Annotated in this window: 17 protein-coding genes; 14 read left to right on the forward strand and 3 right to left on the reverse strand. The window is 57.5% G+C overall.

The annotated features are described in order from the left end of the window. Positions 1–259: 259 nt before the first annotated feature. From ACESMB_RS01550 to rluB, 9 genes are all read left to right on the forward strand, one after another. Positions 260–3,097: a 2-oxoglutarate dehydrogenase E1 component gene (locus ACESMB_RS01550; RefSeq protein WP_372925655.1), complete on the forward strand. Its 2,838-nt coding sequence runs from the start codon at positions 260–262 to the stop codon at positions 3,095–3,097. Positions 3,098–3,122: 25 nt separating this feature from the next. After that, positions 3,123–4,373, forward strand: a complete 1,251-nt coding sequence (gene odhB, locus ACESMB_RS01555; protein ID WP_372970779.1) for a 2-oxoglutarate dehydrogenase complex dihydrolipoyllysine-residue succinyltransferase — start codon at positions 3,123–3,125, stop codon at positions 4,371–4,373. Between the two features lie 36 nt (positions 4,374–4,409). Continuing rightward, entirely contained in the window at positions 4,410–5,849 is a 1,440-nt protein-coding gene (lpdA, locus tag ACESMB_RS01560; protein WP_372925657.1) for a dihydrolipoyl dehydrogenase, read from the forward strand. Between the two features lie 173 nt (positions 5,850–6,022). Next, positions 6,023–7,189 (forward strand): ADP-forming succinate--CoA ligase subunit beta, encoded by a 1,167-nt coding sequence (gene sucC / locus ACESMB_RS01565; RefSeq protein ID WP_372925658.1) that lies wholly within the window; start codon positions 6,023–6,025, stop codon positions 7,187–7,189. Next, positions 7,189–8,061, forward strand: a complete 873-nt coding sequence (gene sucD, locus ACESMB_RS01570; RefSeq protein ID WP_135955575.1) for a succinate--CoA ligase subunit alpha — start codon at positions 7,189–7,191, stop codon at positions 8,059–8,061. The genes sucC and sucD overlap by 1 nt, the downstream gene beginning before the upstream one ends. Before the next feature lie 181 nt (positions 8,062–8,242). Continuing rightward, a complete protein-coding gene (locus ACESMB_RS01575; protein WP_372925659.1) occupies positions 8,243–9,457 on the forward strand; it encodes a tryptophan--tRNA ligase in 1,215 nt (404 codons plus the stop codon). Between the two features lie 29 nt (positions 9,458–9,486). Further along, positions 9,487–10,332, forward strand: coding sequence for a segregation and condensation protein A (locus tag ACESMB_RS01580; RefSeq protein WP_372970780.1), 846 nt, complete (start codon positions 9,487–9,489; stop codon positions 10,330–10,332). Positions 10,333–10,372: 40 nt separating this feature from the next. Then, the gene (gene scpB, locus ACESMB_RS01585; protein ID WP_372925661.1) at positions 10,373–11,035 is read left to right on the forward strand and encodes an SMC-Scp complex subunit ScpB; all 663 of its coding nucleotides are present in this window, start codon (positions 10,373–10,375) and stop codon (positions 11,033–11,035) included. 36 nt (positions 11,036–11,071) lie between these two features. Next, the gene (gene rluB, locus ACESMB_RS01590) at positions 11,072–12,040 is read left to right on the forward strand and encodes a 23S rRNA pseudouridine(2605) synthase RluB (protein WP_372925662.1); all 969 of its coding nucleotides are present in this window, start codon (positions 11,072–11,074) and stop codon (positions 12,038–12,040) included. Here rluB and ACESMB_RS01595 read toward each other — a convergent pair whose 3' ends face one another. Then, positions 12,041–12,970 carry a GGDEF domain-containing protein gene (locus ACESMB_RS01595; RefSeq protein ID WP_372970781.1) on the reverse strand — a complete coding sequence of 310 codons (930 nt, stop codon included), beginning with the start codon at positions 12,968–12,970 and terminating at the stop codon, positions 12,041–12,043. Positions 12,971–13,244: 274 nt separating this feature from the next. Here ACESMB_RS01595 and ACESMB_RS01600 point away from each other — a divergent pair, with 274 nt between their 5' ends. From ACESMB_RS01600 to ACESMB_RS01620, 5 genes are all read left to right on the forward strand, one after another. Next, positions 13,245–13,928: a GntR family transcriptional regulator gene (locus ACESMB_RS01600; RefSeq protein ID WP_372925665.1), complete on the forward strand. Its 684-nt coding sequence runs from the start codon at positions 13,245–13,247 to the stop codon at positions 13,926–13,928. Between the two features lies 1 nt (position 13,929). Next, positions 13,930–17,424, forward strand: coding sequence for a chromosome segregation protein SMC (gene smc, locus ACESMB_RS01605; RefSeq protein ID WP_372970782.1), 3,495 nt, complete (start codon positions 13,930–13,932; stop codon positions 17,422–17,424). 131 nt (positions 17,425–17,555) lie between these two features. After that, positions 17,556–18,617 (forward strand): cell division protein ZipA, encoded by a 1,062-nt coding sequence (zipA, locus tag ACESMB_RS01610; protein WP_372927625.1) that lies wholly within the window; start codon positions 17,556–17,558, stop codon positions 18,615–18,617. Next, the gene (ligA, locus tag ACESMB_RS01615) at positions 18,614–20,647 is read left to right on the forward strand and encodes an NAD-dependent DNA ligase LigA (protein WP_372970783.1); all 2,034 of its coding nucleotides are present in this window, start codon (positions 18,614–18,616) and stop codon (positions 20,645–20,647) included. The genes zipA and ligA overlap by 4 nt, the downstream gene beginning before the upstream one ends. Beyond that, positions 20,631–20,783, forward strand: coding sequence for a hypothetical protein (locus ACESMB_RS01620; RefSeq protein ID WP_372927166.1), 153 nt, complete (start codon positions 20,631–20,633; stop codon positions 20,781–20,783). Before ligA ends, ACESMB_RS01620 begins: the two co-directional genes overlap by 17 nt. Before the next feature lie 16 nt (positions 20,784–20,799). Here ACESMB_RS01620 and ACESMB_RS01625 read toward each other — a convergent pair whose 3' ends face one another. Both ACESMB_RS01625 and mnmC read right to left on the reverse strand, forming a co-directional pair. Further along, entirely contained in the window at positions 20,800–21,432 is a 633-nt protein-coding gene (locus tag ACESMB_RS01625; protein WP_372927165.1) for a CBS domain-containing protein, read from the reverse strand. Between the two features lie 60 nt (positions 21,433–21,492). After that, complete coding sequence (gene mnmC, locus ACESMB_RS01630) at positions 21,493–23,406, reverse strand: bifunctional tRNA (5-methylaminomethyl-2-thiouridine)(34)-methyltransferase MnmD/FAD-dependent 5-carboxymethylaminomethyl-2-thiouridine(34) oxidoreductase MnmC (protein ID WP_372970784.1); 1,914 nt, start codon at positions 23,404–23,406, stop codon at positions 21,493–21,495. Positions 23,407–23,411 lie beyond the last annotated feature (5 nt).

Genomic DNA, 23,411 nt, shown 5'->3' on the forward strand with positions numbered 1-23,411 from the left:
AAGGGCCCGCATCAATGCGGGCCCTTCAACCAAAGGCTTATAGTCAAAAGTCTTAACAGGGTGCAAACTACGCAGGCCGTGATGGGAACTTAAAAGATCCCCAGCGGATTTGCTGAGTATAATAACCACCGGGGAACGGAAAACATCCTTGTTGGGTGTGGTGGCCACAGTCGATCCCGTAAAAACCCGTATTGACTCAGATGTACCCCTGGCCGACCATAGCCAGCTCCCCGCACCAGCCCAAGGTGAGCTATTCAAAATGCATGAAAGCATAATGGAGCAGTTATGGCAGACTTCCCACCTTCAAGGTGGAAATCTTGCCTATGTTGAACAGCTTTTCGAAACCTACCTGAAAGACCCCAATGCCATTCCTGAAGAGTGGCGCAGCTACTTCGATAAACTTCCCAGTGTGGATGGCTACAAAGGCCGCGATATAGATCATTCATCTATACGCCAGCAGTTTGAACACATTTCCCGTAATCAGCGTTTTCTTGCGACCAGTGGTGTGCCTGCCAGTGCAACTGCAGATGCCGACAAGAAACAGATTCGTGTGCTTCAGCTGATCAACGCCTTTCGTTTCCGTGGCCATCAGGAAGCGAAGCTTGACCCCCTTGGGGTCTGGAATCGCCCTCAGGTGGAAGATCTCGATCCTTCGTTCCATGAGCTTTCAGAAGCCGATTACGATCTTGAGTTCCAGACTGGCTCACTGAACTTCGGTTCAGAGACCATGAAGCTCAGGGAGATCGTGGATGGCCTGCGTCAGACGTATTGCGAAAGCATTGGCGCCGAGTACATGCACGTTGTGGATACCCGCATCAAGCGCTGGTTCCAGCAGCGGATGGAGCCCGTGCGTTCCCGCCCGAATTACGAAACGGGCACCCGTAAGCATCTTCTTGAGCGCCTGACAGCGGCGGAAGGCCTGGAGAAATACCTTGGCTCGCGCTATCCCGGCGTCAAGCGTTTCGGCCTGGAAGGTGCCGAAACCCTGATCCCTTGCCTGGATGAGCTCATCCAGAGGGCCGGCAGTTACGGCGCCAAGGAAATCGTACTGGGCATGGCCCACCGTGGCCGCCTGAACGTTCTGGTAAATACCCTCGGCAAGAACCCGAAAGAACTGTTTGACGAATTCGAGGGCAAGAAGCTCGCGGATTCCGGCTCCGGGGACGTGAAATACCACCAGGGCTTCTCGTCCAACGTGATGACAGAGGGTGGCGAGATCCATCTGGCCCTGGCGTTCAACCCGTCTCACCTGGAGATCGTTTCTCCGGTAGTTGAAGGCTCTGTTCGTGCCCGCCAGACCCGCCGCAATGATCCTAACGGCACCCAGTGTGTGCCCATCATCATGCACGGCGACGCTGCCTTTGCCGGGCAGGGCGTGGTTATGGAAACCTTCCAGATGTCCCAGACCAGGGGCTATGGTGTTGGTGGTACGATTCACATCGTGATCAACAATCAGGTTGGTTTTACCACCAGCAAACAGGAAGATGCCCGTTCCACCGAATACTGCACCGACGTGGCCAAGATGATTCAGGCCCCGATCCTGCACGTGAACGCGGACGATCCCGAAGCGGTCATGTTCGTGACCCAGATGGCCATGGACTACCGCCACGAGTTCAAGAACGATGTGGTGATTGACCTGGTTTGCTACCGCCGCCGCGGCCATAACGAGGCTGATGAGCCCGCCGCCACCCAGCCGGTGATGTACGGCAAGATTCGCAAGCTGACTACAACCCGTAACCTCTACGCCGAAAAGCTGGTTGCCGACGGGATTATGAGCGAGGAAGAATCCAAGCAGATCGAACTTGATTACCGCGACGAGCTGGACAAGGGCGACCACGTGGTCAAATCTCTGGTCAAGGAGCCCAACAAGGAGCTCTACGTTGACTGGACCCCCTATCTGGGCCACGAATGGACCGCAAAATGTAAATCCAGCGTTGCCCTGAAGACGATCCAGAAGCTGGGCAAGAAGCTGACCCATGTGCCTGAAGGTTTCAATATCCAGCGCCAGGTGTCCAAGATCATTACTGATCGCGAGAAGATGACGGCAGGTGCACTGCCCATCAACTGGGGCTACGGCGAGATCATGGCCTATGCCACACTGCTCGAGGAAGGCCACCCGATTCGTATTACCGGGCAGGATGTCGGTCGCGGCACCTTCTCTCACCGTCACGCGGTGCTGCACAACCAGAAGGACGGCTCGACCCATACTGCTCTTGAACATATTGCCGAGGACCAGCCGAGATTCGAAATCTATGACTCACTGCTGTCCGAAGAGGCAGTCATGGCATTCGAATATGGCTATTCAACCACGGCTCCCAATGGCCTGGTTGTCTGGGAGGCCCAGTTTGGTGACTTCGCCAACGGCGCCCAGGTGGTGATCGATCAGTTTCTAACCAGTGGTGAGCACAAGTGGGGCAGGCTTTGTGGTCTGACCCTGCTGCTGCCTCACGGCTATGAAGGGCAGGGGCCGGAGCACAGTTCTGCGCGCCTTGAGCGCTTCCTGCAGTTGTCCGCAGAGCACAACATTCAGGTTTGTGTGCCGACAACGCCTTCGCAGGTTTTCCATATGCTGCGCCGACAGGTCAAACGCCCACTGCGCAAGCCGCTGGTTGCCATCACGCCAAAGAGTTTGTTGCGGCATAAAGAGGCAACCTCGGATCTCGACGATCTGACATCCGGTACCTTCAAAACAGTGCTGCCGGAGAAAGAGCCTTCCGATCCGAAGAAAGTAAACCGGTTGATCCTGTGCAGCGGCAAGGTCTACTTTGACCTGCTGGAGCGCAAGAAAGCTGATGAACGGCATGATGTTGCCATCGTCCGTATCGAGCAGCTGTATCCGTTCCCGGGGGACGACCTGGATGAGCTCCTGAGCCAGTACAGCAAGCTCAAGCACGTCGTCTGGTGTCAGGAAGAGCCCATGAACCAGGGTGCCTGGTACTGCAGTCAGCATCACATGAGAAATGCCCTGTATCGCCACAACCCCAAACTGTATCTTCAGTATGCCGGTCGTGATGCTTCTGCTGCTCCGGCCTGTGGGCATATGTCTGTCCACATTGAAGAGCAGAAAAAGCTGGTTAACGACGCGTTTGAAATCTGACGAGCTACCGAACTAAGGACCCGAGATGTCAACTGAAATAAAAGCCCCCGTATTCCCAGAGTCGGTCGCAGAAGGAACAGTCGCGACCTGGCACAAGCAGCCTGGCGAAGCCTGTTCTCGTGACGAACTGATTGTCGATATCGAAACCGATAAGGTCGTGCTCGAAGTCGTCGCTCCGGCTGATGGTGTTATTGAGGAAATACTCAAGGGCGAAGGCGACACCGTGGAAAGCGGTGAAGTAGTCGGCAAATTCAAGGAAGGCGCCGCTGGGGCATCAAAGCCGGCTGCCCAGGACGAAGGCAGGAAAGAGGAAGGCGAGAAGGAAGAGGCTGCTGAGAAGCCGGCCGAAGCCCCCGCCCAGTCCTCTGGTGAAGCCATTCTGAGCCCTGCCGCCCGCAAGCTGGCGGAAGAGAACAACGTGAATCCGGACGCCGTTGAAGGTACCGGAAAAGACGGTCGAGTTACTAAAGAAGACGTTCAGAATCATATATCTGCGGGCAAGTCTTCAGAGTCTGCTTCAGCCCCTGCTGCCAAGCCGGCCGGCGACATGCCACAGGTGGATCTGGGCTCTGGAGAGCGTCCGGAGAAACGGGTACCGATGACCCGTTTGCGTGCCAGCATCGCCAAGCGCCTGGTTAATGCCCAGCAGACCGCCGCCATGCTTACCACGTTCAACGAGGTGAACATGGGGCCGGTCATGGAACTGCGGAAACAGTATAAGGAGAGCTTTGAAAAGCGTCACGGAGTCAAGCTTGGCTTCATGTCATTTTTCACCAAGGCTGCTACCGAAGCCCTGAAGCGTTTCCCTGCGGTAAATGCGTCCATCGACGGCAACGATATGGTTTACCATGGCTACCAGGATATTGGCATTGCGGTTTCAAGTGATCGCGGCCTGGTTGTTCCGGTTGTGCGTGATGCTGATGCGCTTGGCCTTGCCGGCATCGAGAAGAAAATCGTCGAATATGGAACCAAGGCCAAAGAAGGCAAACTCGGCATTGAAGATATGACCGGCGGGACCTTCACTATTACTAACGGTGGTATATTCGGATCATTGATTTCCACACCGATCCTGAATCCCCCCCAGACAGCCATTCTGGGCATGCACAAGATCCAGGAGCGTCCGATGGCGGTGAACGGCAAGGTGGAAATCCAGCCGATGATGTATCTGGCTCTTTCCTATGACCACCGCATGATTGATGGCAAGGAAGCGGTACAGTTCCTGGTGGCCATCAAGGAAATGCTTGAGGATCCGGCACGTATTCTGCTGGACGTCTGAGCCGACATTCAACGAACTGGATAAACGGGATAAAACATGTCTGACAAGTACGACGTAATCGTCATTGGCGCTGGCCCTGGCGGCTATGTTGCCGCCATCAAGGCAGCACAGCTGGGTCTGAAAACTGCCTGTATTGAATCCTGGACCGACAAGGAAGGCAAGAATCGGCTGGGTGGCACCTGCCTGAACGTGGGATGTATTCCCTCCAAGGCATTGCTGGAGATTTCCCACAAATACGAGGAAGCCAGCCACGGTTTTGCCCATCAGGGCATCATCGCCAAGGATGTCAAGATGGACATCGGCAAGATGATGGAGCGTAAGGAAGGCATCGTGGACCAGCTTACCGGTGGTATCGGTGGGTTGTTCAAGTCCAACGGCGTAACGCCGATCTATGGACACGGCAAGCTGCTGGCCAACCGCAACGTTGAGGTGACGGACAAGGACGGCAAGACCAAAACCTACGAGGCGGAAAACGTTATAATCGCCACCGGTTCCAAGCCGATCCAGATCCCGCCTGCGCCTTTTGACGGCGAATACATTGTCGACTCCGAGGGTGCGCTGGAATTCACCGAAGTACCAAAGCGCCTCGGTGTGATCGGCGCCGGCATTATCGGTCTGGAGCTGGGCAGTGTCTGGGCCCGTCTGGGTGCAGAAGTGACGGTGATCGAAGCCCAGGACAGCTTTTTGCCTGTTGTCGACCAACAGGTCGCCAAGGACGCATTCAAGCAGTTCCAGAAGCAGGGACTCAACATTGTCATGGGCGCGCGCATGACTGGTGCGGAAGTCAAGCGCAAGCTGGTCAACGTGAGTTACGAAGATGCCAAGGGCAAGCAGGAAGCGAAGTTCGACAAGCTGATTGTTGCAGTGGGTCGCCGTCCTTACACGGATAACCTGCTTTCCGAAGACGCCGGCGTTCAGATGGATGAGCGTGGCTTCATTTTTGTCGACGATACCTGTAAAACCGAAGCTCCGGGCGTATGGGCTGTTGGTGATGTGGTTCGTGGCCCCATGCTGGCACACAAGGCCTCAGAAGAAGGGGTTATGGTTGCCGAGCGTATCGCTGGCCACAAGCCCCAGGTCAACTACGACTGCATCCCGAACGTGGTGTACACCTTCCCGGAGATCGCCTGGGTGGGCAAGTCCGAGGAGCAGCTCAAGGCTGAAGGTGAGGCTTACAAGGTAGGTGCCTTCCCGTTCGCGGCGAACGGCCGTGCCATGGCCGCCAACTCTGCGATCGGCATGGTGAAGATCATGGCCGATGAAAAGACTGATCGTATCCTCGGCTTCCATGTAGTGGGGCCGCAGGCTTCCGAGATTGTTGCCCAGGGCGTGATCGCGATGGAGTTCGGCTCCAGCGCAGAAGATCTGGCACTGACCTGTTTCGCGCATCCGACTCTGTCTGAATCCGTGCACGAAGCAGCACTGGCTGTAGACGGTGGTGCAATCCACATTGCCAACCGTCGCAAAAAGAAGTAACGCAGATCAGGGAAAAGGGGCGCCAAAGGGGCGCCCCGCTGCTATAAAACGGCTGGTTTCCGGTTGCGTTAGTGGTGCGCTGAGGTGATCCCCGGCGCATCGAACCGAATTCGCTCCGCGCGGGTTCAATTTCCGTATGTGGTTATCCTCCATCAGAAAGCGGGACATTAACTATGAATTTGCATGAATATCAGGGCAAGCAGCTTTTCGCTGAATATGGCCTGCCAGTATCCAAGGGCATTGCCTGCGATACCCCCAAGGAAGCAGTGGCTGCTGCTGACGAAATTGGCGGCGACGCCTGGGTTGTAAAGGCCCAGGTACACGCTGGTGGCCGCGGTAAGGCTGGCGGTGTAAAACTGGTCAAGAGCAAGGACGAGATCCGTGCCTTTGCAGAAAACTGGCTCGGCAAGAACCTGGTGACCTACCAGACCGACGAGAACGGCCAGCCGGTCAGCAAGATTCTTGTTGAGTCCCTTACCGATATCGACCAGGAGCTCTACCTGGGTGCGGTTGTTGACCGCGGTAGCCGTCGTATCGTGTTCATGGCGTCCACTGAGGGTGGCGTCGAGATCGAGAAAGTGGCTGAAGAAACTCCGGAAAAGATCCTGAGGGCCGAAGTTGATCCGCTGGTAGGCGCGCAGCCTTACCAGGGCCGCGAACTGGCTTTCAAGCTGGGCCTGGAAGGTAAGCAGATTGGTCAGTTCACCAAGATTTTCCTGGGCCTGGCAAAGCTGTTTGAAGAGCGTGATCTGGCGTTGCTGGAAATCAATCCGCTGGTCATCACACCGGCCGGTGATCTGCACTGCCTGGATGCCAAGATCGGCGTTGACGGTAACGCGCTTTATCGCCAGAAGAAGATCCACGAGATGCACGATCCCTCTCAGGAAGATTCCCGGGAAGCGGAAGCAGCCAAGTGGGAACTCAACTACGTGGCACTGGAAGGCAACATCGGCTGCATGGTTAACGGTGCCGGCCTGGCCATGGGTACCATGGACATCATCAAGTTGTCCGGCGGCCAGCCTGCCAACTTCCTGGACGTTGGCGGCGGTGCTACCAAAGAGCGTGTTTCCGAAGCGTTCAAGATCATTCTGTCCGACTCCAACGTCAAGGCAGTTCTGGTTAACATTTTTGGTGGCATTGTGCGCTGCGACATGATCGCAGAGGGCATCATCGGTGCCGTCAAAGAAGTGGGCGTGAAGGTTCCCGTGGTTGTTCGCCTTGAAGGCAACAACGCCGAAACCGGCACCAAGGTACTCGCCGACAGCGGCCTGAACATCATTGCCGCCACCAGTCTGTCCAATGCGGCAGAGCAAGTCGTTAAAGCCGCGGGGGGTAAATAATGAGCATCCTGATCAATAAAGACACCAAAGTTATCTGCCAGGGCTTTACCGGCGCTCAGGGTACTTTTCACTCTGAGCAGGCCATTGAGTACGGTACCAAAATGGTGGGCGGCGTCAGCCCCGGAAAGGGCGGCACCGAACATCTTGGTCTGCCGGTATTCAACACCGTGCGTGAAGCAGTCGAGAAAACCGGAGCAGAAGCCACCGTTATCTATGTACCGGCTCCGTTCTGCAAAGACGCCATCATCGAAGCCGCAGACGCTGGTATCGAACTGATTGTATGCATCACCGAGGGTATTCCGACCATCGACATGCTTTATGCAAAAGAGTATGTGGATCGCAAAGGTGTTCGCATGATCGGGCCGAACTGCCCGGGTGTGATTACGCCAGGCGAAAGCAAGATCGGCATCATGCCGGGTCACATCCACAAGCCAGGCAAGGTTGGCATTGTGTCCCGCTCCGGTACCCTGACCTACGAAGCGGTCAAACAGACCACGGACTTTGGTTACGGTCAGTCCAGCTGTGTTGGTATCGGTGGTGACCCGATTCCGGGCTCCAACTTCATCGATATTCTGCAACTTCTGCAGGACGACCCGCAGACCGAAGCCATCGTGATGATCGGCGAGATCGGCGGTACTGCTGAAGAAGAAGCTGCAGCCTTCATCAAGGAGAATGTCAGCAAGCCGGTGGTAGCCTACATCGCCGGTGTCACAGCGCCTCCGGGTAAGCGTATGGGCCACGCGGGCGCCATCATCTCCGGTGGCAAAGGCACAGCGGACGAGAAGTTCGCGGCCTTGAATGACGCCGGTGTCAAAACCGTGCGTAGCCTGGCCGAAATCGGCAAGGCACTGAAAGAAGTAACTGGCTGGTAAGTTCCCGCCGGTCATAAAAAGCCCCCGGGTCTGCCTTGCGGACTGCCGGGGGCTTTTTGTTTTCAGGTGCCGGTGGCAGGTTTTAAAATGGTTCCTTAACGCAGGCAGCACATAAGTCTATAATGCCCGGTCAGCCTGCAATAAGATGGCTGTTTTCCAAAATACACAAGGAGTTCATGCTTTGAGTTCTGTCGATTCCCAGCAACGGATTTTGTCCGGCATGCGTCCCACCGGCAAGTTGCACCTTGGCCATTATCATGGTGTTCTGAAGAACTGGGTAAAACTCCAGCATGAATTCGAATGCTTCTTCTTCGTTGCGGACTGGCACGCGCTGACCACCAATTACGATGATCCCAGCGGTATCCAGGACAGTGTCTGGGACATGGTTATCGACTGGCTGGCGGCCGGTGTTAATCCGGGCTCCTCCACAATGTTTATCCAGTCCAAGGTGCCTGAGCACGCGGAACTGCACCTGTTGTTGTCGATGATTACGCCGCTGGGCTGGCTTGAGCGTATCCCCACCTACAAGGATCAGCAGGAAAAGCTACGCGAGAAAGATCTCGCCACCTACGGCTTTCTGGGTTACCCATTGCTGCAAAGCGCCGACATTCTCATGTACCGGGCAGGGCGTGTTCCTGTGGGCGCGGACCAGGTGTCCCACGTGGAAATCACGCGGGAAATCGCCCGCCGTTTCAATCACCTGTATGGCCGTGAACCGGGTTTTGAAGAGCAGGCCGAGGGCGCCATCGTCAAGATGGGTAAGAAGAACGCCAAACTGTATCGCACCCTGAAGAAACGTTACCAGGAAGAGGGTGATATGGAGGCACTGGAAACTGCCCGGGCCCTGCTCAAGGAGCAGCAGAACATCTCCCTCGGAGATCGTGAGCGGCTGTATGGCTATATTGAGGGCGGCGGCAAGGTCATCCTTCCGGAGCCGCAGCCATTACTGACACCTGAATCCAAGATGCCGGGGCTGGACGGTCAGAAGATGTCCAAGTCCTATAACAATTACATCGGCCTGCGCGAGGATCCGGACACTGTGGCGCAGAAAGTCCGCACCATGCAGACCGACCCGCAACGGGTGCGCCGGACGGATCCGGGTGAGCCCGAGAAATGCCCGGTATGGGGGCTGCACAAGGTGTATTCCGATGATGACACCCAGGAATGGGTTCAAACGGGATGCCGCAGCGCTGGCATTGGCTGTCTGGAGTGCAAGAAGCCACTGATAGATTCTATTATCGAGGAACAGCGCCCGCTTCACGAGCGCGCCCGGGAGTATGAGAGCAACCCGGATCTGGTTCACGCCATAATTGAAGAGGGCTGTGAGCATGCCCGTGATGCAGCGCGCGATACCCTGGAGGAAGTCCGCGCAGCCATGGGGCTGAACTACCGCTGAACGCCGGCGCCAAGGAAACTGGAGACACCGTGACAGACGATACCGCAGGCAAAACAGCGGCAGAGGAGGGAGCTGAGACGTCCGTTCCCGCCGCTGAGCAGGTGCCGCTGGCTCGGGTCTCAGGCAAACCCGTGGTTGATCTTCCCCGGGATCTTTACATACCGCCTGATGCCCTGGCGGTATTCCTGGAAGCGTTTGAAGGGCCTCTGGACCTGCTGCTGTATCTGATCCGGCGCCAGAACATGGATATCCTGGATATCGATGTCAGCGAGATTACCAAACAGTACATGGATTACATCGGCGCGGTGGAAGCCATGCGGTTTGAGCTGGCTGCTGAATACCTGGTGATGGCTGCCACCCTGGCAGAGATCAAGTCGCGGATGCTGTTGCCACGCCAGGAAGCGGAGGATGAAGAAGAGATTGACCCCCGGGCAGAGCTGATTCGCCGTTTGCAGCAATACGAGCGCTTCAAGCAGGCTGCCGAAGATATTGACGAAATGCCGCGGCTGGAACGCGACAATTTTACGGCTTCGGCAGGGTTACCGCAGATGCCGTCCAGCCAGCCGCATCCCGACGTTGATCTGCGGGAAATCCTGTTTGCTCTGCAGGGTGTGCTGAAAAGGGCCGACCTGTTTACCAGCCACCACGTTGAAAAAGAGAGGCTTTCCACCCGTGAGCGCATGTCGGCCATACTGTCGGTGTTGCGGGACGATCAGTTCGTAACATTTGAAAGCCTGTTTACACCGGAAGAAGGGCGCCTGGGTGTTGTGGTCAGTTTCCTCGCAACCCTTGAGCTGGTTAAGGAGCAACTGATCGAAGTGGTGCAGGCGGAAGTGCTGGGTTCGATTCATGTCCGTGCCAGGGCCTCTCGCTAGCGATCTGACCGCGCACAATCTGATATCCGGTAGTGGAACCATGAACGAAGAAAATCTCAGAAAAATTCAGGCAATCACCGAGGCGGCGCTGCTCGCTGCGGGCAAGCCATTATCTGTGGAGCAACTGCGGGAGCTGTTCGGGGAAGAGGAGCGCCCGGCCCGACAGGTCATGGAGCATGTGCTCGTTTTGCTGGAACAGTCCTGTCAGGGGCGAGGATTTGAGCTGAAAAAAGTCACCAGCGGTTATCGGCTGCAGGTAAGGCAAGAATATGCGCCCTGGGTAAGCAGGCTATTCGAGGAGAAGCCACAGCGGTACTCCCGGGCATTGCTGGAAACCCTGGCCCTGGTTGCCTATCGTCAGCCTATTACCCGGGGTGAAATCGAGGATATCCGCGGCGTCACTGTCAGCAGCAATATTGTCCGCACGCTGCTCGAGCGCGAATGGGTGCGGGTTGTGGGGCATCGGGATGTTCCTGGCCGGCCAGCGATGTACGCCACTACAAAGCAGTTCCTGGATTACTTCAACCTGGAGGGACTGGATCAGTTGCCCCCGCTTTCCGAAATCCGGGATCTGGAAGAGATAGGCCGGGAAATAGAAAAGAACATACAGGCCGAGATCGAATTTGAAGCTCCGGCCAGAGATGCTGGTGACGATGACGGGGAATCAGCCTCCGAGCTGTCGCCAGGGCAGACACTTCACTGATGCCGCTGGTATCAGCCACTTGTTAAGGACAGATTCATGGCGGCAGATCGCCCCCGTAAGCCGGAAAACAGAAAGCCGGAAGAAAGTACCGTTACCGGTCCCGAACGCATTCAGAAATTGCTGGCCAGGGCCGGAGTAGGATCACGTCGGGAAGTCGAGGGCTGGATTGAGGCCGGACGCCTGGCTATCAATGGCCAGCCTGTGGAGCCGGGCCAGAAAGCCTCCGTCAGCGACCGCATTGAGCTGGATGGCAAGCGTCTTGATATTGCAGCTGGCGCGGAAGTGCTCCGGCGGGTGCTGATCTATAACAAGCCGGAAGGCGAGGTGACAACCCGCCGGGATCCGGAAGGACGCCCGACAGTGTTCGACAGCCTCCCGCGGCTTCGGGATCATCGCTGGATTGCCATCGGCCGGCTTGATATCAACACCACCGGCCTGGTGCTGTTCACCACTGATGGCGAACTGGCCAACCGGCTGATGCACCCGTCACGCCAGATTGACCGCGAATACGCTGTGAGGGTCTTCGGCGAGGTAGACGAGGCCATGATCAAGCGGTTGGCAGAGGGCGTTCTGCTGGACGATGGCATGGCGAAATTTTCTGACATCACGGAGGCTGGGGGCAAGGGCATCAACCAGTGGTTCCATGTCACCCTGCTTGAAGGGCGAAACCGGGAGGTTCGGCGGTTGTGGGAGTCCCAGGGGGTACGGGTCAGCCGTCTCAAGAGGGTACGCTACGGGCCGGTCTTCCTGCCCAGCCGGTTGACGGTTGGTAAGTGGGAAGAGCTGGATCAGAAAGCTGTGGACGCGCTCAGCAAGGCAGTGGACCTGACGCCAGTGGAGATTCCTGCGAAAACCCCGTCCGAGCAGAAAGTTCATGATCGCCAGCGCCGGAAACAGCCTGGGCCGGCACATCGAAAATCCGGCAACCCGCGCTGGCAGGTGGATGGCTCCGGGGCCGACCAGAAACCGGCCCGTAAACCCGCGCGCAAGTCACCAAAGCGATAATCAGTTTCCGATAGCGGCAAAGACCCGGGTGCAGTTCCGGCCATGGTCTTTTGCCCGGTAAAGGGCTTCGTCTGCCCTCGCCAGCCATTGATCCGCTGTTTCATCGGGGAGACGCTGGGCCACACCGCAGCTGGTAGTGACCGACACATCGGTTTCCCCGCAATTAACGGAAATGGTCCCGATGTACTCACGAATACGATCGGCAACCGCCCTGGCATGGATTTCATCGGTGTGGGGCAGCAGAATGGCGAATTCCTCACCACCGAAGCGGTAAACGCTGTCGGAATTCCGCACCGCTTTCTCCAGTTCAACAGCGGCCAGTTTCAGAATGTGATCCCCGACCACATGTCCGTGTTGATCATTCACTGCCTTGAAATGATCGAGATCGCACAGAATCAGTGAATAATCCTCTCCATGGCGATCTCCCAGACAGCATGCCCTCGCCAGGACTTCGTTCATGGCGCGTTTATTGGGGACACCGGTCAGGGAATCCGTCAGGGCGGCCTGCTCGATGCTGATGTAGAGGCAGGCATTGCGAATCGGGCAAATGGCTGCCGCCAGCATCAGCTCGACACCTTCGAGTTCCTGTTCGGTAAATTTCTGCCGCCGGCTGAAAGACAGTGTGCCGTAGAAGCTGCCTTTAAGGTTGAGCCGATAGTCGCATCGGTGGGGGCCGCCCATGCCAGTGGCATAAACGAATTCCCGGGCTGCAACCTGATGGCGGTAGTTCATGCAGTCGAAAGGGACGACGGTGCTGATCTCTTCTGCCAGAATTCCCAGTTGGGTTTCCAGGTTGAGTGTTGTTGAGAGTCTGCGCGTCAGGCGGGTCAGCACATCCGGGGATTCGCTCCATTCCCGGTGCGCCTGTTTGAGCGCTGCCAGTTTCTGGGGTTGAGGTCCTGACTTGTTGATCTTGGGGATGTTTTTCACTCGACGCGGCCTGTTCAAGGTATTTTGTGTAACCTGTAGCAAATATGCGGCCATATACTAAATAAACATTAAAAACAATAATATATGGAGTTATCATAATGTGCTTTGTAGCTAATTTGGAATTGCCGTCGAGCGGTATGTCAATAAACCGGCAGTGAATTGCCGGGCCAGCCGGATCGTTAAAATGTCGGACAAAGGGATTGGGCTCGTCAGCGCCTGTGGTAAACTTCTGCGCTTATTGTTGGCTGCCAGTAGCGAGTGAGCGACAAACTTTATGAGGTTTCAGGCCCCCGAAAGTCTTTCCGAGCAGATAGCCCAGCACATCGGGCAGCGCATTGTCACTGGTGATCTCAGCCCCGGAGAGCGGATTCAGGAGCTCAAGGTGGCCGGTGAACTGAACGTCAGCCGGGGGTCTGTTAGGGAAGCCCTGCTGATTCTCCAGCGCCGGCATCTGGTGGAGATCTTTCCCCGCCGGGGCGCTGTGGTTTCCCGGTTAACGCCTGATCTGGTGAACAGTCTTTACGATATCTATATAGACCTGTTGTGCATGCTGGGCCGCAAAGTGCTTGAGCGCTGGTCCGGCGAGCAGTTGTCCGGGGTGATGGGGCAGGTTCGCGAGTTGCAGGCGGTAATCGACGCGCTTAACTCCTCCGGCGGTGACGCCGCGGAGCAGGTGATAGACGCCGGCTTCGGAGTCATGCGTTACTCATACGGCCTGGTGGAAAACCCGTTCCTCGAAGAAACCCTGGAGAATTTCCGCCCCGCCATCAGTCGTACCTATTTTGTTGCCCTGGAGAACTTCCGCGACGAGCTGGAAGAAACCGGTCGTTTTTTCCGGCTGCTGGCTGACGCCGCTGTCCGGAGTGACTCCCCGGGGCTTGAACAGGCAATCTGTGAGTTTGGCGAACATCAACGGCAACAGGTATTACGTATTCTCAGGGAAGAGGTGAGCGCCTGATATGCGGCTGAAATCCATCAAGCTGTCCGGTTTCAAATCGTTTGTAGATCCTACCACGGTGCCGTTTCCCTCCAATATGACCGCGGTGGTGGGTCCTAACGGTTGCGGCAAGTCCAATATTATCGATGCCGTACGCTGGGTCATGGGTGAAAGTTCTGCCAAGTATCTCCGTGGCGAGTCCATGTCGGACGTCATTTTCAATGGCTCCAGTGCCCGCAAGCCGGTCGGTCAGGCGTCCATCGAACTGGTGTTTGATAACAGTGACGGCTCCGCGCCCGGCGAGTTCGTGCGTTTCAACGAAATTTCTGTCCGCCGCCGGGTTTCCCGGGAAGGCCAATCCGAATACTTCCTCAACGGTTCCAAATGCCGGCGTCGCGACATCACTGACCTGTTCCTGGGTACTGGCCTCGGCCCCCGTAGCTACGCCATCATCGAGCAGGGCATGATTTCCAGACTGATTGAAGCCAAGCCGGAAGAGCTGCGGGTGTATATCGAGGAAGCCGCCGGCATTTCCAAGTACAAGGAGCGGCGCAAGGAAACCGAAAGCCGGATTCGCCGGACCCAGGAAAACCTGGAGCGTCTGACGGACCTGCGGGAAGAGCTTGGCCGGCAACTGCAGCATCTGGAGCGCCAGGCCCAGGCGGCTGAAAAGTATAAGGCCTACAAGCAGGAAGAGCGCCAGAAGAAGGCTGAACTGACGGTTCTGCGTTGGCAGTCCCTGGACAAAGACCTGCAGACCTGGCGTTCCCGCATCCGGGATACCGAACTGGAACTGGAGAAACAGCTTTCCGAACGAGTCAGCCTGGAAACCTCTCTGGAATCCCTGCGGGAAAGCCATCAGGAACGTAACGAACATTTCAACAGGGCCCAGGCCCGGTATTACGAGGCTGGTGCCGATATTGCCCGTATCGAACAGAGCCTTGAACACCAGCGTGATCGCAGCCGCCAAACTGCAGCCGAACTGGACCAGGCCATGGCAAACCAGCGCGAACTGGCACGGGAACTGGATCAGGACCAGGACAAGCTGTCTGGCATCCAGGAAGACTTGGATATGCTGGAACCGGAACAGGAGGCCCTTGCGCTGAAGTCCGAGGAGTCCGGTGAAAAACTCCAGAGTGCCGAAGATGCCATGAGTGAATGGCAGCATAACTGGGAGGATTTCAGTGCCCGCTCGGCCGATGCCCGTCGACAGGCAGAACTGGCCCAGTCCCGGATCCGCTCTCTGGAAAACGCGATCGAACAGCTGCGTTCCCGCCAGCAAAGGCTGCAGGATGAGCAGGAATTACTGGAAAGCCAGCTTGACCGTGCGGAACTGGACGACTATCTGGAACAGCAGGAAACGCTGGAGCTGCAAAGGGAGGAAGCGTCAGAGCGCATCAATGTGGTCCAGGACGAGCTTCAGGAAGCGCGTCATCAGCAGCGGGACGCGGAACAGGCAGCCACAGATGCCCGCCAGCAGGTCCAGAGCCTGAGGGCATCACTGGAGTCACAACAGGCGCTGCTGGATGAACAGATGGGCGGCCAGGACGATACCCTGCAGGCCTGGTTGAATGACCGTGGCCTCAGCAACAACCCGCGACTGGCAAAGCAGCTCCGCATCGAGGACGGCTGGGAATTTGCGGTGGAGCAGGTGATCGGGCGCTTCACCCAGGGGCTGAGTGTGCCCGGCCTCAGCTCTGTACAATCCGAAATGGAAGGCGCGCCACGCGGTCTGGCACTGGTGAGCCGTGACACCGGTAGCACCTCTGAATCCGGCGGGCTTGCAGGCAAGGTCGCTGGCGCTGGGGGAATGGCGTCTGTGCTGGCGCTGGTGGATACGGCAGAATCCATGGAAGAGGCCCTCGGGCGGCAAAGCACCCTGGCGCCGGGCAACAGCATCATTACGCGGGAGGGCGCCTGGTTGTCTGCTGACTGGGTCCTGATGCCGGACTCAGACGCCGCGCAGGTTGGTGTTATCGAGCGCCAGAAAAAAGTCACCGCACTGACAGAGGAGCTGGAGCAGGCAGAGGCGGCAATGGAAACAGCAACAGGCAACCTGGACCGTCTGCTGGAACAGTCCGAGCGGGCGGAAGCTGCGCGGGATGAAGCTCAGGCCCGGCTTTCGGACGCTGATCGGGAACTGGCAACCCTGTCGTCGAAAATCAGCGGTCTGAAAGCCCGCGCGGAACAGATAGATGCCCGTTTGCAACGTATCCGTGACGATCTGGCGGATGTGTCCATGAGCCTTGAGGAGCAGCAGGAGCAACTGCAGGAGACCCGCGAGGAGTGGCAGCAGGCGCTTTCCTCCACGGAAGACAGTGACGAAGAGAAAGAGCGCCTGCTGGAACGTCGGGACGTATTGCGTGAAAACCTGGATCGCCTGCGTCAGGAAGCAAGGCACGACCGCGACCACGCGCACCAGCTGCAACTTCAGCTGCAGTCCCTGAACAGCCAGCGCGATGGCCTGCGCCAGACCATCGAACGGATGCAGTTGCAGAAGGAGCGCCTGGACGAACGTCTGGACATCCTCCGCGAAAGTCGCGAGAGCGCTGAAGAACCTATTGAAGACCTGCAAATGCAGCTGGAAGGTTTGCTGGACCGCCGCCTTGCCGAAGAGGAAAAGCTGGGCGCGGCCCGGGATGCGCTGGAAGAAATCGATCAGGACGTGCGCGAGCGGGAGCAACGCCGCAGCCGCACAGAACACACTATTCAAGACGTCAGGGCCGCCCTTGAGAAGCTGAAGATGGAATCCCAGGCACTGGAAATCCGCGCTGGTAATCATATTGAACAGCTGGAAGAGCTGGATGTCCGGCTCCAGGAAGTCCTGTCGACATTGCCCGAGGATGCCAGCGAGAAAGCCTGGGCCGAGGAGCTGGAGAAGCTCGGTGCGCGGATTCAGAGACTGGGTGCCATCAACCTGGCGGCTATTGAGGAATACCAGGTTCAGAGTGAACGCAAGACCTACCTGGACAGCCAGCATGAAGACCTGATGGAAGCCCTGGAAACCCTGGATACTGCTATCCGCAAGATCGACCGGGAAACCCGCCAGCGCTTCAAGGAAACTTTTGACCAGGTAAACGGTGGCCTGCAGGCGCTGTTTCCGAAAGTCTTTGGCGGTGGCAATGCCTACCTGGAGCTTACTGGTGAAGATCTTCTGGAAACCGGAGTTGCGATCATGGCCCGGCCACCGGGCAAGAAAAACAGCACAATTCATCTGTTGTCCGGCGGCGAGAAGGCACTGACAGCCATTGCCCTGGTGTTCTCGATCTTCCAGCTCAATCCGGCGCCATTCTGTATGCTGGATGAGGTGGATGCACCGTTGGACGACGCCAACGTGGGCCGTTACGCCAACATGGTCAAGGAAATGTCGAAACAGGTGCAGTTCATCTACATTACCCACAACAAGATCGCCATGGAAATGGCGGACCAGCTGATGGGTGTTACCATGCACGAGCCAGGTTGCTCGCGTCTGGTTTCGGTGGATGTGGACGAGGCAGCGGCGCTTGCGGAGGCCTGATATCATTCCTGCCGGACAATGTTCGTGCAAAAATGACAAAAACGCCATCTGGCCTGTGTTTGCGTTGTATTCATTACAGGCTTTTCTTAGAGTAACAACGATATCTGATCTGCAAACAGGACAGCATCACTATGTCTCTTAGGGAATGGTTAATTGCCATCGGTACCCTGGTTATTCTCGGTATTGTTATTGATGGTCTGCGTCGCATGAGGCGCGCCCGCAAGGAATCGATCGCAATTTCCTCTGGTATGGGGGCGGATGACCTCGATGATTCGCCGCTCGACAAGGACTATAACCCCGAACTCCCCAACGGTGGGGCCCGGACCATCTCCCGCGATACCCTGGAAGAGCGCGGCTACGTAAAGCCGGAAAAGAATCGCCTCGCCAGACCGGAATCCCGGCCAACCCGCCCGGTGGTCGAAAGTTCCCGAAACACGGGGCCGGAGCAGCCTGAACCATCGGAAGCGCCAGAAGCACCAGAGCAACTCGCTGCCAGTGACACCGGGCACAGTGCCTATGATGACGATACCGGATGGGGTGCTGTAGATGACGAACCAGAAATGCCGGATACCGATGACGGCATTTTAGGGGAACCCAGAATTGTGGGTGGTGAGGGGCCGGGCAAACCCGGGAGTGATGTTGAGGATCAGGGCGAAGCTGTGCCTCCGACAGTCACCACTGAAGTGGAAGAGGATACAGCGCGGCGCGAACAGGCCGCCCACATTTCTGGCCAGCCGCTGGCGGGCTCCAATCGCCCGGAGGCCCAGGAGGTGGTGGTTATCAACGTCCTGGCCAAAGCGGATGAAAATTTCACCGGGCCCCGGCTGAAAGCACTGTTTGAAGCCTGCGGCCTGGAGCATGGCGATATGGACATCTACCACCGGCATGAACAGTCGGATACCAGCAGTCCAGTGCAGTTCAGTGTCGCCAGCGCGGTGGAACCCGGCACCTTCAAACCCGACGACATGCCAGGGCTCTCCACCCCGGGAATCAGCTTTTTCATGAGCATGCCGGGGCCCACCAATTCCATGCAGGCGTTCGAGTTCATGCTCGAGACTGCGCAATGTGTGGTGCGCAACCTGGGTGGTGAACTGAAAGACGAGCGGCGCAGCGTGATGACCCCGCAAACCATAGAGCACTGTCGCCAGCGCATCCGTGAATTTGAACGCAAGCAACGATCCCCGAGAAAATGACCAGAGCCACTCCCGACGCAGAAAGCCGGGCCGGAGAACTCCGGGACATCCTCACAGAACACAATTACCAGTATTACGTTCTTGATGATCCTCGTGTACCGGACGCGGAATACGACCGACTGTTCCGCGAACTGCAGGAACTGGAAGCAGAATATCCCGAACTGGTGACCCCGGATTCGCCTACCCGACGCGTGGGAGCTCAGGCTGAGACCACGTTTGAGGAGGTGGTGCACCGGATTCCGATGCTGTCCCTCGACAATGCATTCAGTGGTGAGGAAGTGAGGGAATTCGATCGCCGGGTGAAAGACCGTCTGAAAACCACCGACGATATCGAATATGTCTGCGAGCCCAAGCTGGATGGCCTGGCTGTCAGCCTGCATTACGAAGCGGGGATTCTCACCCGCGCTGCCACCCGGGGCGATGGTTACGCCGGGGAAGACATTACCGAGAATATCCGGACAATTCCATCGGTGCCACTGAAGCTTCGCGGCAAGGCTGTCCCCGAACTTGTGGAGGTTCGGGGCGAGGTCTACATGCCTTTGGAGGGGTTCGAAACGCTCAACAAACGGCTGGCCGACCGAGGCGATAAGACCTTCGTGAACCCCCGCAACGCCGCAGCCGGAAGCCTGCGGCAGAAGAAGCCCTCGGTAACGGCCCGGCGACCGCTGGAAATGTGTGCCTACAGCGTTGCCCTGGAGGATGAGAGCCTTTTGCCCGCGACTCACTGGGAAGGGCTTCAACAGGTGAAGGACTGGGGTTTCCGGATCAACCCGGAGATGCGCAAGGCAAAAGGCATAGAGGCCTGCCTGAAAGCCTATGACGATCTCATGGAAAAACGGCCAGACCTGCCGTACGAGATTGACGGCATTGTATTCAAGGTCAACAGCCTGGCGTTGCAACAGCATCTGGGCTTTGTCTCCCGGGCACCGCGATGGGCCATTGCACAAAAGTTTCCGGCCCAGGAAGAACTCACCGTTATTGAGGATGTGGAATTCCAGGTCGGGCGCACCGGTGCCGTCACGCCCGTTGCCCGCCTCAAGCCGGTGTTTGTGGGTGGGGTTACGGTCAGCAACGCCACGCTCCATAACATGGACGAAATTCATCGCCTGGACGCCCGCATCGGCGACACTGTCTTTGTTCGCCGGGCCGGTGATGTGATTCCCCAGGTGGTCAAGGTGGTCACCGAACGGCGCCCTGACAACGCCCGGGTGGTGGAACTGCCTGAAGCCTGCCCGGTATGCCAGTCTGATATCGTGCAGATCGAGGGTGAAGCCGTGGCGCGCTGCTCCGGCGGTCTGTACTGTCCCGCCCAACGCAAAGAAGCCATTCGTCATTACGCTTCCCGCAAGGCGCTGGACATCGAGGGTCTGGGCGACAGGTGGATCGATATCCTGGTCGACCGGGAACTGGTGAATACGGTTGCCGACCTCTACCTGCTCAAGAAGTCGGACCTGACCGGCCTCGAACGGATGGGGGAAAAATCTGCCAACAACCTGATCAACGCTATTGATCGCTCCCGTCACCCGATGCTGTGGAAATTCGTCTATGCCCTGGGTATTCGTGAGGTCGGCGAGGCCACTGCCAAGGCACTGGCCAGCCACTTCGGCACTTTGGAAGCGATCAGTGAGGCGGATGAAGAAGCCTTGCAGTCGGTACCCGATGTGGGCCCGATTGTCGCGGGTCATATCCGCAGTTTCTTCGATCAGTCTCACAACCAGGAAACCATCCAGGCACTGAGAGACGCTGGAGTGCAGTGGCAAAGTGAGGAGATAACTGCGGACGAGAAACCCCTGAAGGGAGAAACCTGGGTGCTGACCGGTAGCCTGTCCGGCATGACCCGGGATGAGGGCAAGGCCATGCTGGAGTCGCTCGGTGCAAAAGTGGCAGGGAGCGTTTCCGGTAAAACCACCTGTGTTGTTGCCGGTGAAGCGGCCGGGTCCAAGCTCACCAAGGCAGAGAGCCTCGGTGTACCGGTGATGGATGAGCAGGCATTTGTCGATTTTCTGGTAAGTCATGGCATCGAAAGCTGACACCACGGCGCCAGCCGTGGTTTCCCTGGAGAATTATCGGGATGACGAAATCATTGCACTGATCAGGGTTTCCGGCGCGTCCTCGGACCGCTGGGAGGTACGACTGTTTACCGGCGAGGGGCGCTCCCTGCACTGAGGCGCAGGAAGACTGCCTACACACTGCCTTCATGCCTGCCTAAGCTGGCATAGAGCCGAAGATAGTCGGTGCTGGTTACGATGCCGGTCGGATGACCGGTGTCGTCGATCACCAGAGCAGCATTGAGCTGGTGCGCCAGCATCAGCCTGGCCAGCTGATGCGCATCTGTTTCCGGCGAAGCAGTCAGAAATGCCGGCAACTCGATATTCATGAAACCGGAAGCCAGGGCGTTGGCGCCGGATTCATGCAGCCAGACCAGTAGCCACCTCAGGTCCACAAGCCCCGCTACGTTGCCCTCGGCGGTAATGACAATGTGATGTATGCCGTTCTCTTCCATGGTATCCAGTGCATCTGACACCGTCGCCGTGGCGGGCAAGGAGAACAGGGCAGGTGTGGAGATCTGGGAAACCGGAAGATACACACGTCGCTCCTTGAGCTCTCCGGCGGCAGCAGCACCGTATTCCTCAAGCGCGCGATGACGACCGGACCTGGCTGCCAGCTGGAATTCGGCATCGGTGGTTTCACTATGGCTGACATCGATTTTCTGGGATTCTGTCAATTCTGTGACGTCGCCCACGCGGCGGCCCCTAAACATCTCCGGAAGGCGCGTACCGACCGGCCGGCCAGGTTCACTGACATGAATGGACATAAGGGTTTGCTCCGGTAAAAACTGGTCCTTTTCAGGTTATCGGCCGGATATTGGACTGCTTCAGGCGCCAATAGGTTCCGATGGCGATGTTTCCTGTCTGTGGCAGCGCCGGGTTGCAACCCGGCGGGCCAGAGAAGCCGGCAGGCACTGTGGCTGATTGGTGATGCGATCTGCCAGGTACTCCGCCAGCAACGGCGCGTAAGTCAGCCCCTTGCTGCCCAGCCCGGTAAACAGGTCGATACCCTCCAGTTTACGGCCTTCACGGTCGGTCAGGGGGCCGGCAACCGGCTGATAATCGTGAGTTGTGCAGCGAAATGCCACTTTTCCCTCAAGCAGATCGGGATCGATTTCCTCCACCGGACTCTTGAAAACGCCGGGCGCCATGGATGCCAGCATCGTGAGATTTTCGCGGTGACTTTCGGCAGACATCCCCGGTGAATGATTGTGAAGGTCAAAGGTTGCCCCGGTCAGTGCAGTGCCTTTATGCGCTGGATTGATGTAGCCCGGGCCACAGAGCACAACGTCGGGATTGTTGAGTGACGGCTCCGGTAAGTGGGAAACCTGACCACGAATGGTCCGCAAACGGAAGTTGTTAGCCAATGGTATCAGGCCTGGAGTCAGATGCCCGGCACAGATTACCACCCGGTCGGCAATGACATCCTGTTCACCATTCCCGGCGATGTGCCATTTGCCATTGCAAGGAGTCAACCGGTGGGCATCAAAACCGAAGCAGCGGTGTATCCGCGGATGACGAATCAGGGAACGGCACAACATGCCGGGGGCGAGCCAGCCGCTGTGTGGAAACCAGAGGCCGCCAGTCTTGAGGGGGATGCCCGCCAGACGGGAAGCCTCATCTGCATCTACTGCGCGGAGAACCACTGATGGGTAATCATTGCGTACGGTGAACCGTGCCTGCCTGTTCGCCTCCACGTCACTGTAGGCGAGCTGGATCAGGCCCGTCGGGTGCCAGTCATCTCCCCCGGACCGGGTGTAATAGCGCTGACTGAACAGCAAGGAACTCAGGCCAAGTCTGGCCTGGTCATTGAATTCCACACCCAGTTTCACATAAAGCGCACCCTGGATGTTGCCCGATGCAGCCGTACCGGCTTCCGGTGCCTTGTCGATCAGCGTAACCTCAAGGCCACGCTCTGCAAGATTGCGAGCCAACAGGCTACCGCCAACTCCTGCCCCTATGATGGCGATGGAATGAGGGACCGGCTCGCCGGCATTGCCATCTGCCTCGGTGGACAGGGGAATCTCTCCCGTCAGCATCTCCAGTTTGCGGCCGAATCCGGGCGTTTTCCGCATGCTGAAACCGGCTTCTGACAGCAGTCTGCGGACGTCCCCCACGGCGGTAAAAGTCGCCAGTGTGGTGCCAGGCCTGCTATGGCCTTTAAGGGCATTTATTGCCGCTTCTTCCCACATATCGGGGTTTTTGGCAGGGGCAAAGCCGTCAAGGAACCAGGCGTCCGCCTGGAAATCCAGCTCGCGCCATGCCTCCAGTACATCGCCGAAGAACAACGTCAGCCGTATACGCCCGTCGGCGAGAATCAGGCGATGGGCGCCCTGAACCGGGGGCGGGTAGTGTTCGAGCAGTTGGTCCGCATAGTCGCCGAGTTCCGGCCACATGGAAAGGGCCCTGCGCAGATCGTCCCTGCCAAGTGGGTACCGCTCGACGGAAACAAAGTGCAGGCACGCATTCTCATCGGGGTTCGAGGCTTCCCAGATTTGCCACGCGGCGAGAAAATTCAGACCTGTGCCGAAACCTGTTTCGGCGATGACGAATGAACTGCGGCCCGGCAACCCGGAGAATCTTTCAGCCAGTCGGTTATGGCGGATAAACACGTGGCGGGCTTCTTTCAACCCATCATCACGACTGAAATAGACATCGTCAAAACGGGTAGAGCATGGAACGCCGTCACGCCACTCAATGTCGGCCGTTTCAATGGATGGGGGCCTGATGTCCGTTTTCACTGTTC

Origin of the sequence: Marinobacter sp., from assembly GCF_041686475.1 — a bacterium.
Classification (GTDB): domain Bacteria; phylum Pseudomonadota; class Gammaproteobacteria; order Pseudomonadales; family Oleiphilaceae; genus Marinobacter.